Raw genomic sequence first — 15,715 nt, 5'->3', positions numbered from 1 at the left:
CGCTCGATCGAAACCGCCACGCCACGGCGCAGCGAATTGGCGACCATACAGAAAAGATGCCTGATCCCAACCAAGCGGGACCCGCGCGCGTCACAGGTCGGCGAGCGTACGCTTGACGGCACTACGCCACCCCTTGAGCTTTGCCACACGCGTCTTCTCATCCATCTCGGGTTCAAAACGGCGGTTGCACTTCCAGCTCTTGGCAAAGCCGACGCGATCCGGCCAGACGCCGGCCCGGCTGCCGGCAAGCCATGCGGCGCCAAGCGCCGTGGTTTCGAGGATGACCGGCCGGTCGACGGGCGCGTCGAGAATGTCGGCAAGCCGCTGCATCGTCCAGTCGGAAGCGACCATACCGCCATCGACGCGAAGAACAGTGCTCTCCACGCCGCCCTTCCAATCCTTGTGCATGGCGTCGAGCAGATCACGCGACTGGTAGCAGACAGCCTCGAGCGCGGCGCGAGCAAATTCCTTCGGGCCACTATTGCGCGTCAGCCCGAAAATCGCGCCCCGGGCATTCGCATCCCAATGCGGCGCGCCAAGGCCGGTGAAGGCCGGAACGAGATAGACCTCTTGCGTCGGATCGGCGGCGTCGGCGAGCTCGCCGGTACGCGAGGCCGTATCGATGATGCCAAGCCCGTCACGAAGCCACTGCACGGCCGCGCCCGCGATAAAGATCGACCCCTCGAGCGCATAGGTCGTCTCGCCGTTCAGCCGATAGGCGATCGTCGTCAGCAGTCGGTTCTTCGAGCGAACCATATCACTGCCGGTGTTGAGCAGCGCAAAGCAACCGGTGCCGTAGGTCGACTTCATCATACCGGGCTCGAAGCAAGCCTGCCCGATGGTCGCGGCATGCTGGTCGCCAGCAACGCCGAGGATCGGGATCTCCGCTCCGAGGATAGCCTTCTCCGTCGTACCGAAATCGTCGGCACAATCCTTCACCTCGGGTAGCATCGCCGCCGGAACCCGCAAGATATCGAGCAGATCCTTGTCCCAGGTGTTGTCGGCAATGTTGTACATCAGTGTGCGGGAGGCGTTCGTCGCATCGGTCGCGAACATCTTGCCGCCGGTCAGCCGCCAGATCAGGAAGGTATCGACCGTGCCGAAGCACAACTCACCCTTCGCGGCGCGCGCCCGCGCGCCCTTGACGTTCGCGAGCAGCCACGAAAGCTTGGTGCCGGAAAAATACGGATCGAGGAGAAGGCCGGTTTTCTTGGTGAAGGTCTTTTCGAGATCCTGCCTCTTCAGCTTGTCGCAGTAGCTAGCCGTGCGCCTGTCTTGCCAGACGATCGCGTTATGGATCGGCTTGCCGCTCTCGCGCTCCCAGACGACAACGGTCTCGCGCTGGTTGGTAATGCCGAGCGCCGCAATGTCCTTTGCCTCGATCCTCGCCTCGCGGATCGCCATCTTGATGGTCGAGACAACGGAATCCCAGATTTCCTCGGGATCATGCTCGACCCAGCCGGATTGCGGGTAAATCTGGCGGAATTCCTTCTGGCCCGCACCGGCGATCTGCATCTTACCGTCGAAGACGATCGCCCGTGTCGATGTCGTCCCCTGATCGATTGCCAGAACATATCCGCTCATGCCTGCCCCCGCTGATCGTGATTGTCGGGAAAAATCAATAGGACAGGAGGGCAAGCGAGGAAAGCACCCAGCCCCTCTTCGACACAAGAGATTTGGCAGCAGCGCAATTGCCAGCAGCGATGCTTTGCGCATAACCTCACCTCTATTGCGTCGCAAAAAGGCTTGAGGAGAAGAGAATGGCCAGAACAGTCGTCGTAACCGGATCCACCAGCGGCATCGGGCTTGCGATTGCGACAGCCTTTGTCGGCAAGGGCGACAACATCGTCATCAACGGCTTCGGAAAGTCCGAGGAAATCAAGGCGATAATCGAGAACCTTGAATCAGTCTCGAAGGCGAAGGTGATCCATCATCCGGCGGACATGACGAAGCCGGCTGAAATCGCGGATCTGATAGAGACAGCGGCAAAGACCTTCGGCAGTGTGGATGTGCTGGTCAACAATGCCGGCATTCAGCATGTCGAGAAGATCGAAGATTTCCCGATCGAAAAGTGGGACCAGATCATAGCCATCAACCTCTCCAGTTCGTTTCATACGATGCGGGCGGCGATTCCGCTGATGAAGGCGAAGAAGCAGGGCCGCATCATCAACATAGCCTCCGCGCACGGCCTGGTCGCGTCGCCGTTCAAATCCGCCTATGTCGCGGCAAAGCATGGTATATTAGGCCTGACGAAGACCGCGGCGCTCGAACTTGCCGAATTTGGCGTGACCGTGAACGCGATCTGCCCGGGCTATGTGCTGACGCCCCTCGTCGAGAAACAGATACCAGATACGGCCAAGGCACGCGGCATGACCGAGGAACAGGTCAAAACCGAGGTGATCCTCAAGGCCCAGCCGACGCATGAGTTCGTCAAGGCGGAAGAGATTGGCGCGCTGGCCCTCTACCTCGCAAGCGACGAAGCCCGGCAAGTGACCGGGACCCATATCTCGATTGACGGTGGCTGGACCGCGGCATAACCATTCAAAACAAAGATAAAACCTGGGAACGATATGACCGACAGCATCCGCTTCATCCTGAATGGCGAGGACGTCACGCTTGGCGATGTCCGGCCGACTGAGACGCTTCTCGACTATCTCCGGTTGAAGCGCCGGCTGACCGGCACGAAGGAAGGATGCGCGGAAGGCGATTGTGGCGCGTGCACCGTCCTCGTCGGACGGCTGATCGACGGCAAACTGCACTATGAGTCCGTCAATGCCTGCATCCGCTTCATGGGATCGCTGAACGCCACCCATGTCGTTACCGTCGAGCATCTGGCTGCCAAGGACGGCACGCTGCATCCGGTGCAGCAAGCAATGGTCGATTGCCACGGTTCGCAGTGTGGGTTCTGCACGCCGGGCTTCATCATGTCGATGTATGGCCTTTGGCTTTCCAACGACAAGCCGAGCCGCGCCGACATCGAAAAGGCGCTGCAAGGCAATCTCTGTCGTTGTACCGGTTATGAGCCGATCGTGAAGGCCGCCGAGCAGGTGAGTCACACCCGTCCGAGCGCGCTCTTCGACCCGCTCGAGAAGACCCGCTCCGAAATCATCTCGCGCCTGTGGGCGATGCGGAACAGCGAGACCATCTCGATCGCGACGGCAGAGGGCCGGCTCGTCCTCCCGGGATCGCCGGACGCGCTGGCGCGTGTGCTGGCCGAAGAGCCTGCGGCCACCATCGTCGCGGGATCGACCGATGTCGGGCTTTGGGTAACCAAGCAGATGCGTGCCTTGGATCCGGTTGTCTTCATCAACCATCTGACCGATCTGCAATCGATCACCGCAGGCGATGGCGGCTTCACGATCGGCGCAGGCGTCACCTACAGCCGCGCCTTCGAGACCATCGCCAGGAAGGTGCCTACACTTGGCCGTCTCATCAACCGCATCGGCGGGGATCAGGTGCGCAACATGGGCACGATCGGCGGCAATATCGCGAATGGCTCGCCGATCGGCGACACGCCACCGCCCTTGATTGCCCTTGGCGCCACCGTGACGCTGCGGTCTCTGGACGGAGCGCGCATGCTGCGGCTTGAGGACTTCTTCATCGCTTACGGCAAGCAGGATCGGCGCCCCGGTGAATTCGTAGAGAGCATCTTCGTGCCCTATCCTGCCGAGGACACGCAATTTGCGGTCTACAAAGTCACCAAGCGCCGTGATGAGGACATCACCGCGGTTCTCGGAGCATTCTATCTCACGCTGGACGACGAAGGCGACGTCAACGACATCCGGATCGCCTTTGGCGGCATGGCAGCAACGCCGAAGCGCGCGCGCCATGTCGAGAACGCGCTGATGGGCAAACCCTGGACCGAACAGACCATCGAGGCGGCCCGGGCAGAATTCGACGCCGACTTCCAGCCGCTGACCGACTGGCGCGCAACGGCCGAATACCGCCAACTGACGGCGAAAAATCTGTTGACGCGCTTTTTCCTGGAAACATCAGGAACGCCGGCTGAACTCCACCGCTTCGAAGAGGTGGCATAATGGACAAGTCGAGCTTCGCCGATCCCAAATTCATCATCAACGGCGCGATGCACGACGCGCAGCGCCACGATTCCGCGCACAAGCATGTGACTGGCTCTGCCGACTACATCGACGATCTTCCTGAGCCTGTCGACCTGCTGCACGGCGCTTTGGGCCTGTCCGACCGGGCGCACGCCGAGATCGTCAGCATGGACCTCTCGGAGGTCGAAGCAACACCGGGCATCATCTGGGTGTTCACCGGCAAGGACGTCCCAGGCGTCAACGACGTCAGTTCCAACGGCAGCCATGACGAACCGTTGCTCGCCGAGAAAAAGGTCGAATTCCACAACCAGCCGATCTTCGCCGTCATTGCCGAAACGCGCGAAATTGCGCGGCGAGCGGCCCGTAAGGCGAAAATCGAATATCGCGATCTGCCGCACTGGAGCGATATCGATGGCGCGCTTGCCAACGGCAGCCCGCTCGTCATCACACCCATGACCCTGCAACGCGGCGATGCGAAGACGGAAATGGAAAACGCGCCGCGGCGTCTCAAGAGCCAGATGCGCATCGGCGGCCAGGAGCATTTCTATCTCGAAAGCCATATCGCCATGGCGATCCCCGGCGAAGATGACGAGGTTACTGTCTGGTCGTCAACCCAGCATCCAAGCGAGATCCAGCATATCGTCGGCCACGTCCTCGATATCCCGTCGAACGCGGTAACGGTGAATGTCCGCCGCATGGGTGGCGGCTTCGGCGGCAAGGAGACACAGGGCAACCAGTTCGCAGCCCTTGCCGCAGTCGCCGCCAAGAAGCTGAAGCGTGCGATTAAGTTCCGGCCCGACCGCGACGAGGATATGGCCGCAACCGGCAAGCGCCACGATTTTCTTGTCGATTACGAACTTGGCTTCGACGACGACGGGCGGATCCACGCAGTCGAAGCGACCTACGCCGCCCGATGCGGCTTCTCTTCGGATCTCTCGGGGCCTGTCACCGACCGCGCACTGTTCCATGCGGATTCCAGCTACTTCTACCCGCATGTTCACCTGGTATCGAAGCCGCTGAAGACTCACACCGTCTCGAACACCGCCTTCCGCGGTTTCGGCGGTCCGCAGGGCATGCTCGGTGCGGAACGCTTCATCGAGGAAATTGCCTACGCCGTCGGCAAGGACCCGCTCGATGTCCGCAAACTGAACTTCTACGGACAGCCCGGCTCGGGTCGCACGCTCACCCCCTACCACCAGGAAGTCGAGGGCAACATAATCGGCCGCATCGTCGATGAGCTTGAGGAAAGCGCCGACTATCAGGCGCGCCGCAACGCAATCGTCGAGTTCAACCGCAACAACCGCTATATCCGCAAAGGCATTGCACTGACACCGGTGAAGTTCGGCATCTCCTTCACCATGACCGCCTTCAACCAGGCAGGCGCCCTCGTTCACGTTTATCAGGACGGCTCGATCCACCTGAACCACGGCGGCACGGAGATGGGCCAAGGTCTCTACACGAAGGTAGCGCAGGTGCTGGCCGACAGCTTCCAGGTTGACATCGAGCGAGTAAAGATCACGGCCACGACGACAGGCAAGGTCCCGAACACCTCGGCCACGGCAGCATCGTCAGGATCGGATCTTAACGGCATGGCGGCTTACGATGCCGCCCGCCAGATCAAGGAGCGGCTGGTCGCTTTTGCCGCCGAAAAATGGGGCGTGCCGCCGACGGACGTTGTCTTCTTGCCGAACCGCGTCCGGGTTGGCGACAAGGAGTTTGCCTTCCCCGATTTCATCAAGCAGGCCTATTTCGCCCGCATCCAGCTTTCCGCCGCGGGCTTCTACAAGACGCCCAAGATCCATTGGGATCGCGCGGCCGGCCGCGGCACGCCGTTCTACTATTATTCCTACGGCGCGGCCTGCTCGGAAGTGTCGATCGATACGCTGACCGGCGAATACATGATCGAACGGACCGATATTCTCCACGATGTCGGTCGCTCACTGAACCCGGCGATCGATATCGGTCAGGTCGAGGGGGCATTCGTTCAGGGCATGGGATGGCTGACAACGGAAGAGCTGTGGTGGGACGAGAAGGGTCGGCTGCGCACGCACGCACCCTCGACCTACAAGATCCCCCTCGCCTCAGATCGCCCGAAGAGCTTCAACGTCCGGCTGGCGGAATGGTCGGAGAATGCCGAACATACGATCGGCCGATCCAAAGCCGTCGGCGAACCGCCGTTCATGCTGGCGATTTCGGTGCTGGAAGCGCTTTCGATGGCGATCGCCAGTGTTGCGAACTACAAGGTCTGCCCTCGGCTCGACGCACCGGCAACGCCCGAGCGCGTACTGATGGCCGTCGAGCGAATGAAGAAAGCCTAACAAAAAGGGCAGCACCTCGGGTGCTGCCACTCCCTGCCTCACGGCCTATCGCCGGAACTCGATGTCGCAGCGCGGCTCGCGCCCGTCCATAAAACCGAGGTCGCGCTTGATGCGATCCGGCATACCCTCGAGTTCCAGCCTGTCCCATCCCGAAAGCCGACGCAGCAGTCTCCGGCCAAGGTCGGACAGCCAACTAGAAGCCCGGGCAGCCCTTGCTTGCTTGTCCTGCTCGATTGCGGCGCAATCCATGACATCACCTTAATAATCTGATCTATTCGATTGCAGATTGCGCCTATAAATGCTGCAATTCCAATCGAACGATCATCTGCACGCATAAAGAGAGCTTATCCATGAAGCTGTCGAAGCAGTTTCCGTTGAACGCCTTGCGGGTCTTCGAGGCCGTCGCGCGACTCGGCAGTTTCACCAAGGCGGGCGACGAGCTCGGCATGACGCAAACGGCCGTCAGCTACCAGGTAAAACTGCTGGAGGAGAATATCGGAGAGCCGCTCTTTCTGCGGCGTCCGCGTCAGATCGCGCTGACCGACGCTGGCGAGCGGTTGGCGCCCAAGGTGACAGAAGCCTTCGCGATGTTGCATGAAGCGATGGCGTCGGTTCGCGAGCAGATCGAGGACACGCTGATCATCCACTCGACGGCCACTTTTGCGCAACAATGGTTGTCACGCCATATCGGCTCGTTTCAGTTGAAGCATCCAAATATCGCCGTACGGCTAATCACCTCGGGATCGCTGGTGGATTTCAATCGCGAGGCCGCCGATATCGCCATTCGTTGGGGCAAGGGCGACTGGCAGGGGTTGACCGCACATAAGATCATGAGTCTCGATTTCACGCCGATGTTGAGTCCGGCGCTGGCCGAGAAGGCAGGCGGCATCAACACGCCCGCCGATCTGCTGCGTCTGACACTGATAAGTGCGCGGGACCCGTGGTGGCTGCAGTGGTTCAATGCCGCCGATGTCGATAACCCGGGTCTGGAGAAGTTTCCGAAGAATGAATTCGGCACTCAGGTACTGGACGCCAATATCGCGATGGCCGGCCAAGGCGTCGCTATTCTCAGCCCCGGCCACTTCCTGGAGGACATTGCCGCGGGACGGCTCTATCAGCCGTTTGCCTTAACGGCCAATGACGGGCGAGACTACTGGCTGGCCTATCCGGAGACCCGTCGCAACGTTCCGAAGATCAAGGCATTTCGAAACTGGATTCTCGAGGAAATGAACTTCACCGGGACCGACGACAGCTAATAACCCATCTGCGGCGCGTAGAAGCAGCGCGGCGTATCCTCATTCGGGAACAGGCAGAGATGGTAGTCGCCGTCACCTGAACGCATGGCCTTTCCCATAGGAAGCAGGAAGACATGCGCGTGCGTGACAAGTCGGTGATCGCCCGGCAGCAGCGTCACCCGATAACCGCGCGGCGTGATCGCCACGCTTTTCGGCGGGATCATCTGGCAATCCCCGGTTTCGCTATCGCCGTTGCAACAGAAGGGCTCGTAGCTCCAGCCGGACGGTGCGTCATGGCCGTAAGCGCCGGACGCGAATGCAATCATCACACACACAAGAATGCTGCGCATTGGCATCTTCTCCGTTGATGAATGCGCCGCCGGAATGAAGCGGTTTCCACCTCATCCCGGCGGCCTCAAAAATGAAACTGTAATCGAAGCGTTACATTTCAAGCCACTTCACGTGCTGCGAGGCGGCGTCGACGAACCGCATTTTCAAAGGTGCTTTACCATTCATGGCGTTCACCAATCGACCGTTGGCAAGCCGTCTCCACGATGGCTGACATCTCCAGCACGGAAGAGCATCCAATGAAAAAACGTCGATATGTTGGCTTAGTCCGCGGCGTTTTAGCCCCGGTCTTTCTGCATGCCGGGGAACATCTGTTCGGGCAGAGAATCTGATTTGCGCGGCGAGATCCACAAGATCAGCTACCTCGGACATTGATATGGTTTGTGTATTACGGCCGTATCGGGATCGAGTTCGTTCGCGTTCGAAGGACAAGACAGAACAAACGCGAGCTTCGACGCAATCGGTCATAGGAGCTGGACCGTCCTGTCGATCACCATCTCCCGGGTCAGCATGCTTCCGATAAGACAAGACCGCCTTGATCTCTAACCGAGCATGAAATCAAAACAACGCGTCTGGCTTTTCCCATAGGTTTTGAGCCTAGGACTGCGTGCATGCTTCCGTGGCACCTTTTCAAAAGTTCGTTACCGCGATCGACTGGAGGTTATTCTCGCGCCAATAGCTCCGAGCGAGCAGCCAATCCCCTTTCCTCCGGGCACGACTTTCTGCAATGTGACGAGTCGAGGGAAGAACAGGGGAACTCAATGTATGAATATGCCATCGCGTGGGAATGGTTGGCCTTTGCGGCCCGCTGGTTCCACGTCATTACCGCGATTGCCTGGATCGGCTCGTCGTTTTATTTCATTGCACTCGACCTCGGCCTGGTGAAGCGGCCGCATCTTCCGCCCGGCGCCTATGGCGAGGAGTGGCAGGTTCACGGCGGCGGCTTCTATCACATCCAGAAATACCTCGTGGCCCCGGCGCAGATGCCGGAGCACCTCACCTGGTTCAAGTACGAAAGTTATTTCACCTGGCTCTCCGGCTTCCTGATGCTCTGCATCGTCTACTATGGCGGCGCCGATCTCTTCCTCATCGACCGTCATGTGCTCGACATCAGCGCGCCGGTGGCGATCCTGATCTCGCTTGCCTCGCTCGCCGTCGGCTGGATCGTCTACGACCTCTTGTGCAAATCGCCGCTCGGCAAGAACACCTGGGGCCTGATGGCGGTGCTCTACGCCGTGATCGTCTTCATGGGCTGGGGCTATACGCAGCTCTTCACCGGCCGCGCCGCCTTCCTGCATCTCGGCGCCTTTACGGCAACGATCATGTCGACCAACGTCTTCATGATCATCATCCCGAATCAGAAGATCGTCGTCGCCGACCTGATCGCGGGGCGTACGCCTGATGCGAAATACGGTGCGATCGCCAAACAGCGTTCGCTTCATAACAACTACCTGACGCTGCCCGTCATCTTCTTCATGCTGTCGAACCACTATCCGCTGGCTTTCGGCACTGCCTACAACTGGGTAATCGCGGCCCTCGTCTTCCTGATGGGCGTCACCATCCGCCACTGGTTCAACACGACGCACGCCCGCAAGGGTCGCCCGACTTGGACCTGGATCGTCACCGTCATCCTCTTCATCCTGATCATGTGGCTGTCCACGGTGCCCAAGGTGCTGACCGGCGAGAAGGATGCGCAGGCCGTCGCTCCTGCCTTCCAGGAATTCGCCGGCGACGCGCATTTCCCCGCGGTCAAGCAGCTTGTCGGCACGCGCTGTTCGATGTGCCATGCCGCCGAACCTGCCTATGAGGGGCTGGCGCGTCCGCCGAAAGACGTCGTTCTTGAAACCGATGCGGAAATTGCCGCTCATGCCCGCGAGATCTATATACAGGCGGGCCGCAGCCACGCCATGCCGCCCGGCAACGTGACCGATATCACCCCGGATGAGCGCAAGCTACTCGTCGCTTGGTTCGAAAGCGCAGTCGAAGGCAAACAGGAATGATGTCAGCCGCCCTTCGCCTCATGCTCCTTGCGTCAATTCTGACCGCTTGCGGCAAGAGCGGTGCGGACGCAACGACAGCGAAGGGCAGCCCGACCGCACCTGCAGGCTATTTTGCGGCCGATCTCAACGCGCTCGGCACGGAGCCCTTCTGGGCGATCAAGATCCGCACCGACGGCCTCACCTTCAGCCGCCCGGGCGCCGAGGACGTGAAGAGCGCCAACCCCGGTCCGGTCATTGAGAACGATCGCGCCACCTGGACGATCGCCGACGGACCGGCGCCCTTCAAGCTGACGCTGACCAAAGGCGAGTGCTCCGATGGCATGTCCGATCGCCACTACACACTGAACGCGGTTCTGGTATTCGCAGACAAGACCATGTACGGCTGCGCCGACACTCCGGCGGCCATTGCCGCCCAGCCGGCGCCCTGACGCGAACGGCGTAACAAGAAGACAATCGACAGAGGCAGAAAGCCATGACACATACCCTCCTCCGCGGCCGCCTGCTCTCCTTTCTGCGCACACCCCAAGATCTTGGCGATAGCGGAAGCTATCTTTATGAAAGCGACGGCGGCCTCTTGATCAAGGACGGCCTGATCATAGCCTGCGGCGCCTATGACCAGGTCAGCGCGCAAGCTCCCGCCGATACCGTGACCGTCGATCATCGTCCGCATCTGATCATGCCTGGCTTCATCGACATGCACCTGCATTTCCCGCAGATGCAGGTGATCGCCTCCTACGCCGCAAACCTGCTTGAATGGCTGAACACCTACACCTTCCCCGAAGAGTGCCGCTTCGTCGAAAGCGGTCACGCCCAGCGGATCGCAACGCATTTCTATGATGAGCTGCTGCGCCACGGCACGACGACGGCTGTCGCCTATTGCTCCGTCCACAAGACCTCAGCCGATGCCTTCTTCGCCGAAGCGCTGAGACGCAACATGCGTATGGTCGGCGGCAAGGTGATGATGGATCGCAATGCCCCTCAGGGCCTGCTCGACACCCCACAGATGGGCTACGACGAAACCCGCCAGATCATCGCCGAGTGGCACGGCAAGGGCCGGAACCACGTCGCAATCACCCCCCGCTTCGCGATCACCTCGACGCCGGCGCAGATGGAGGCGACGCAAGCGCTTGCCCGCGAGTTTCCCGACCTGCACATCCAGACGCATCTCTCCGAGAACCACGACGAGATCAAGTTCACCTGCGAGCTCTATCCCGAGGCGATCGACTACACCGACATCTATGCCCGCTACGGCCTGCTCGGCGACAAGACGCTCTTCGGCCACTGCATCCATCTTTCGGATCGCGAAGCCGATGCGATGAGCGAGGCGGGTTCGGTTGCGGTCCACTGCCCGACCTCGAACCTCTTTCTCGGTTCCGGTCTCTTCCCGCTGAAGGCGCTGGCACGCCGCGAAAAGCCGGTTCGAATAGGCGTCGCCACCGATATCGGCGGCGGCTCCAGCTATTCGATGCTGCGCACCATGGACGAGGCCTACAAGATCCAGCAGCTGCTGGGCGAACGCCTGAACCCGCTGGAGAGCTATTACCACATGACATTGGGCAACGCCCGGTCGCTGTCACTTGCCGACAGGATCGGTACGCTCGATGTCGGCTCCGACGCAGATATCGTCGTCCTCAACGCCGCCGCGACGCCCGCCATGGCGCTGAAAATGGAGGTCGTGAAGACGCTGCCGGAAGAACTCTTCCTGCTGCAGACCATGGGCGATGACCGCGCGATCGTGGAGACCTACGTGGCGGGCGTCGCAGCCAAGAGCGCGATCTGAGATCCGCCGCCCTTTGAGGTCGGCGCCTGCCCGCAAACAGCGGGCGGATTTCGCGCACCTCACCGCCGGTAGCGAAGCGCATTGACCAGCAAGGCGAAAGCCGGCGACGTCTGCCGGCGGCTCGGATAGTAGAGGTGGTATCCTGGGAAAGGCGCGCACCAATCCTCAAGCACGCGAACGAGCCGTCCATCGGACAGGGGCTGTCGCACCAGCGCCTCCGGCACGAACGCCAGACCGAGCCCTGAAAGGGCTGCGTTCAGCCGTAGCTGCGCATTGTTGAATACCAGCTGCCCCTCCACGCGCACCTTCACTTCGCGCCCGTCCTTCTCGAATTCCCAGGCATAGACCCCGCCATAGGTCGGCAGGCGCAGGTTGATGCAGTTGTGGTCGGTGAGATCGGCGGGCGTCTGTGGCTTCGTCCGCCGCCCGAAATAGGCAGGCGCTCCCACGACAGCCATCCGCATGTCCGGCCCGATGCGCACGGCGATCATGTCCTTCGCGACCTGCTCGCCGAGCCGAACGCCGGCGTCGTAACGCTCGGCGACAATATCGGTCAGCCCATAATCGACGATGATCTCGACATTGATGTCAGGATAATCAGGCAGCAGCTTTTCCAGCGCCGGCCAGAGCAAAGCGTCGGCGGCGTGCTCTCCCGCCGTGATGCGGATCGTACCAGCAGGCTTCTCGCGAAATTCGCTGAGCGCAGCCAACTCGCTCTCGATCTCGTCGAAACGCGGCCCGATCGAACTCAGCAGCCGCTCGCCTGCCTCTGTCGGCGACACGCTACGTGTCGTGCGCGTCAATAGCCTCAGGCCGAGGCGTGTCTCAAGGGCGCGGATCGTATGGCTGAGCGCCGATTGCGACACGCCGAGCTTGGCCGCGGCCTTCGTGAAGCTTCTCTCCCGGGCCACGGCCAGAAAGGCGATGAGGTCATTGATCGATTGCCGCGTCATTCATGAATCTCACTCATAAGCTTATGCCGTTTATACCATCTAATCGCAGGAAAGCCTCCGCACTAGATCTTCCTCCGAACGTCAGCCGAGCACTACGCTCCTGAGCTCACGAAAGGACGAAAGATGAAAATCAAGCGAAACGGCTCCGATCCATCCGCCAAGGGACCGGCGGATTATTTCACCGGGACGGTCCGCATCGATGCGCCGTTCAGCGCGACAGCGCCGGCGCGCGTCGGCAGTGCAACGGTGACCTTCGAGCCCGGCGCTCGCACCGCCTGGCACACGCATCCGCTCGGTCAGACGCTGATCGTCCTCTCAGGCAGCGGTCGCGCGCAGCGCGAAGGTGGACCCGTCGAGGAAATCCGCGCCGGCGACATCATCTGGTTCGAACCGGGCGAGAAGCACTGGCACGGCGCATCCGCAACAACAGCCATGGCACACATCGCGATTGCCGAAGCCCTCGACGGCAAGGTGGTCGACTGGATGGAAAAGGTCACCGACGAACAATACCAGGGCTAGAAAAGGAAAATTCCATGCAGAAGCGCACACTCGGAAAAAGCGGCCTCGAAGTCTCCGCGCTCGGCCTCGGATGCATGGGCCTGAGCTACGGCTACGGCCCGGCAACGGACACCGCGGACGCGATCAAATTGATCCGCGCCGCCTTCGAACGCGGCGTCGCCTTCTTCGACACCGCGGAAGCCTACGGTCCCTGCAAGAACGAAACCTTGCTCGGCGAGGCGCTGGCGCCGTTCCGCGACAAGGTCGTCATCGCCACCAAGTTCGGCTTCAACTTCGGCCCAGATGGCGGCCAGAGCGGCATGAACAGCCGTCCCGCCCATATCAGAGAGGTGGCCGATGCGGCGCTGAAGCGCCTCAACACCGGCGTGATCGACCTCTTCTACCAGCACCGTGTCGATCCTGACGTGCCGATCGAGGATGTCGCCGGCACGGTCAAGGACCTGATCCGCGAGGGCAAGGTCAAGCATTTCGGCCTTTCCGAAGCCGGCGCCAGGACGATCCGCCGCGCGCATGCGGTGCAGCCCGTTGCCGCCCTCCAGAGCGAATATTCGCTGTGGTGGCGCGAGCCGGAACAGGACATCCTGCCGACGCTCGAGGAACTCGGCATCGGCTTCGTTCCGTTCAGCCCGCTCGGCAAGGGCTTCCTGACCGGCGCGATCAACGAGGCTACGACCTTCGACAGCAAGGACTTCCGCAACGTCGTGCCGCGCTTTTCCGCCGAAGCACGCAAGGCCAATCAGGCGCTCGTCGATCGGCTGGGCGAGATCGCCCGCGAAAAGGGCGCGACGCCAGCGCAGATCGCGCTTGCTTGGCTGCTGGCTCGCAAGCCCTGGATCGTTCCGATCCCCGGCACGACGAAGATGCACCGCCTGGAAGAGAACATCGGCGCCGCCGCCGTGCAGCTGACGGCTGACGACCTTGCTGCTATCGAAACCGCGCTCGCCGGCATAAAGGTCGAGGGCGACCGCTATCCGGCACACCTGCAGGCACGGATCGACCGTTGAGCGGCGACCAAGCGAACGGAAGGGGCCTGTCATGACTGACGGTATCAAAAACAAGGTCGTCGTGATTACCGGCGCGAGCAGCGGCCTTGGTGAAGCTGCGGCCCGACGCCTGGCTCGAGACGGCGCCAAGCTCGCTCTCGGCGCCCGGCGTCTCGACCGGCTGAATGCGATCGCCGGCGAACTCGGCCTCGGCAGCGATGCCGTTGTCGAGACCGACGTAACTAAGGTCGATCAGGTCAGACGGCTGGTCGACCACGCCGTCCGGCTGCACGGCCGCATCGACGTCGTCATCAACAATGCCGGCCTGATGCCGCACTCTCCACTAGAGCGCGGCCAGGTCGAGGATTGGGACCGGATGATCGACGTCAACCTCAAGGGCGTGCTCTACGGCATTGCCGCAGCGCTGCCCTACATGAAGGAGCAGAAAAGCGGCCATGTCATCAACGTTTCTTCGGTGGCCGGCCACAAGGTCAATCCGGGTGGCGCCGTCTATGCCGCGACCAAGTATGGCGTGCGCGTCATTTCCGAAGCTCTGCGGCAGGAGGTGAAACCCTACAACATCCGCACGACGATCATCTCGCCGGGCGCCGTTGCGACCGAGCTGCCGGACAGCGTCACCGAACCTGACGTCGCCGAGCGCATCCGCAAGGTCTACGAGATGGCGATCCCGGCCGATTCCTTCGCGAGCATGGTTGCCTTCGCCATGAGCCAGCCGGAGGATGTCGACGTGAATGAAATCCTGTTCAGGCCAACCAGGCAGGAATATTGACACGGAAGGCGGCCGCATCTTGCCGCCTCTCACCACCGACGGGACCTGGAGGACCCTTACGTGATCATGCACATGGGGTCGAGCATCGACGGCCGGATCGTACCGTCTCAATGGCCGCAGGAGATGACCGCCGCCCTCACCGCGATCTATGAGCGCCTGCACCAGCAGATGAACGGCGACGCCTGGCTTGTCGGACGCGTGACCATCGCCGAATTCGCGAAAGGCGACCCCCGCCCTGCCGAAGCCGTCGAGGCTTTGCCTCGCACCAGTTGCAAGGCGCCAGGGGCTTCAGAAGGTCCATACGCCGTTGCCGTCGATCAAGGCGCCAAACTGCAAATGAACATCGACGCGATCAACGGCGATCCGATCTTGATGATCCTGCCGAAAACGGCGCCTGACAACCATCTGGCAGAACTCCGCCGCGATGGCATCTCCTATATCTTCGCCGGACGACAAGAGATCGACCTTGCTCTGGCGCTCGAACACCTCCGCGCAGACTTCGGCATCGAGCGGTTATTGCTCGAAGGCGGCGGCAGCATCAACGGCAGTTTTCTGTCGGCCGGGCTCATCGACGAAATCAGCCTGCTGATCCTGCCCGTCGCCGACGGTGGTAGGAACATGCCGATGACCTTCGACCGCGCGCCAGCGCCGGCAAAGCCCCTGTCGCTCGTTTCGGTGGAGCAGCTCGAAGGCGATATCGTTCACCTGCGCTACCGCGCGCGGTAACGCCG

Annotated in this window: 15 protein-coding genes; 11 read left to right on the top strand and 4 right to left on the bottom strand. The window is 61.3% G+C overall.

The window, feature by feature from the left end:
* Positions 1-90: 90 nt before the first annotated feature.
* Entirely contained in the window at positions 91-1,584 is a 1,494-nt protein-coding gene (glpK, locus tag ATY80_RS26380; protein ID WP_088695251.1) for a glycerol kinase GlpK, read from the bottom strand.
* A 176-nt stretch (positions 1,585-1,760) separates the two neighbouring features.
* Between glpK and ATY80_RS26375 the strand changes: the two genes are divergently transcribed.
* The 3 genes from ATY80_RS26375 to xdhB are packed head-to-tail and all read left to right on the top strand — an operon-like array spanning position 1,761 to position 6,376.
* Positions 1,761-2,537 carry a 3-hydroxybutyrate dehydrogenase gene (locus ATY80_RS26375; protein ID WP_088695250.1) on the top strand — a complete coding sequence of 259 codons (777 nt, stop codon included), beginning with the start codon at positions 1,761-1,763 and terminating at the stop codon, positions 2,535-2,537.
* Positions 2,538-2,570: 33 nt separating this feature from the next.
* A complete protein-coding gene (xdhA, locus tag ATY80_RS26370; RefSeq protein WP_088695249.1) occupies positions 2,571-4,037 on the top strand; it encodes a xanthine dehydrogenase small subunit in 1,467 nt (488 codons plus the stop codon).
* Positions 4,037-6,376: a xanthine dehydrogenase molybdopterin binding subunit gene (xdhB, locus tag ATY80_RS26365; RefSeq protein WP_088695248.1), complete on the top strand. Its 2,340-nt coding sequence runs from the start codon at positions 4,037-4,039 to the stop codon at positions 6,374-6,376. The genes xdhA and xdhB overlap by 1 nt, the downstream gene beginning before the upstream one ends.
* A 45-nt stretch (positions 6,377-6,421) precedes the next feature.
* Here xdhB and ATY80_RS26360 read toward each other — a convergent pair whose 3' ends face one another.
* The gene (locus tag ATY80_RS26360) at positions 6,422-6,625 is read right to left on the bottom strand and encodes a hypothetical protein (protein WP_088695247.1); all 204 of its coding nucleotides are present in this window, start codon (positions 6,623-6,625) and stop codon (positions 6,422-6,424) included.
* A gap of 101 nt (positions 6,626-6,726) precedes the next feature.
* Here ATY80_RS26360 and ATY80_RS26355 point away from each other — a divergent pair, with 101 nt between their 5' ends.
* The gene (locus tag ATY80_RS26355; protein ID WP_088695246.1) at positions 6,727-7,632 is read left to right on the top strand and encodes a LysR substrate-binding domain-containing protein; all 906 of its coding nucleotides are present in this window, start codon (positions 6,727-6,729) and stop codon (positions 7,630-7,632) included.
* On the opposite strand, the gene ATY80_RS26350 is transcribed toward ATY80_RS26355, so the two are convergent.
* Entirely contained in the window at positions 7,629-7,961 is a 333-nt protein-coding gene (locus ATY80_RS26350) for a hypothetical protein (RefSeq protein WP_088695245.1), read from the bottom strand. The genes ATY80_RS26355 and ATY80_RS26350 overlap by 4 nt on opposite strands.
* A 759-nt stretch (positions 7,962-8,720) precedes the next feature.
* Between ATY80_RS26350 and ATY80_RS26345 the strand changes: the two genes are divergently transcribed.
* From ATY80_RS26345 to guaD, 3 genes are read left to right on the top strand one after another with little or no spacing between them, the layout of a single operon-like run.
* A complete protein-coding gene (locus ATY80_RS26345) occupies positions 8,721-9,959 on the top strand; it encodes a urate hydroxylase PuuD (RefSeq protein ID WP_088695244.1) in 1,239 nt (412 codons plus the stop codon).
* Positions 9,956-10,387, top strand: coding sequence for a hypothetical protein (locus ATY80_RS26340; RefSeq protein WP_088695243.1), 432 nt, complete (start codon positions 9,956-9,958; stop codon positions 10,385-10,387). The genes ATY80_RS26345 and ATY80_RS26340 overlap by 4 nt, the downstream gene beginning before the upstream one ends.
* Positions 10,388-10,431: 44 nt before the next feature.
* Positions 10,432-11,739 (top strand): guanine deaminase, encoded by a 1,308-nt coding sequence (guaD, locus tag ATY80_RS26335; RefSeq protein ID WP_088695242.1) that lies wholly within the window; start codon positions 10,432-10,434, stop codon positions 11,737-11,739.
* 59 nt (positions 11,740-11,798) lie between these two features.
* Here the strand turns inward: guaD and ATY80_RS26330 are convergent, their stop codons facing one another.
* Complete coding sequence (locus ATY80_RS26330) at positions 11,799-12,692, bottom strand: LysR family transcriptional regulator (RefSeq protein ID WP_088695241.1); 894 nt, start codon at positions 12,690-12,692, stop codon at positions 11,799-11,801.
* 123 nt (positions 12,693-12,815) lie between these two features.
* Here ATY80_RS26330 and ATY80_RS26325 point away from each other — a divergent pair, with 123 nt between their 5' ends.
* The 4 genes from ATY80_RS26325 (at position 12,816) to ATY80_RS26310 (ending at position 15,710) form a co-directional block, all read left to right on the top strand.
* Positions 12,816-13,211 (top strand): cupin domain-containing protein, encoded by a 396-nt coding sequence (locus ATY80_RS26325; RefSeq protein ID WP_088695240.1) that lies wholly within the window; start codon positions 12,816-12,818, stop codon positions 13,209-13,211.
* A 14-nt stretch (positions 13,212-13,225) separates the two neighbouring features.
* Positions 13,226-14,215 carry an aldo/keto reductase gene (locus ATY80_RS26320; protein WP_088695239.1) on the top strand — a complete coding sequence of 330 codons (990 nt, stop codon included), beginning with the start codon at positions 13,226-13,228 and terminating at the stop codon, positions 14,213-14,215.
* A 31-nt stretch (positions 14,216-14,246) separates the two neighbouring features.
* A complete protein-coding gene (locus ATY80_RS26315) occupies positions 14,247-14,984 on the top strand; it encodes an SDR family oxidoreductase (protein ID WP_088695238.1) in 738 nt (245 codons plus the stop codon).
* Positions 14,985-15,050: 66 nt separating this feature from the next.
* Entirely contained in the window at positions 15,051-15,710 is a 660-nt protein-coding gene (locus tag ATY80_RS26310; protein WP_088695406.1) for a RibD family protein, read from the top strand.
* The last annotated feature ends 5 nt before the right edge of the window (positions 15,711-15,715 follow it).

The organism is Rhizobium sp. R711 (assembly GCF_002211365.1).
Taxonomy (GTDB): domain Bacteria; phylum Pseudomonadota; class Alphaproteobacteria; order Rhizobiales; family Rhizobiaceae; genus Rhizobium.
This window is presented reverse-complemented; position numbering and strand designations above follow the sequence as displayed.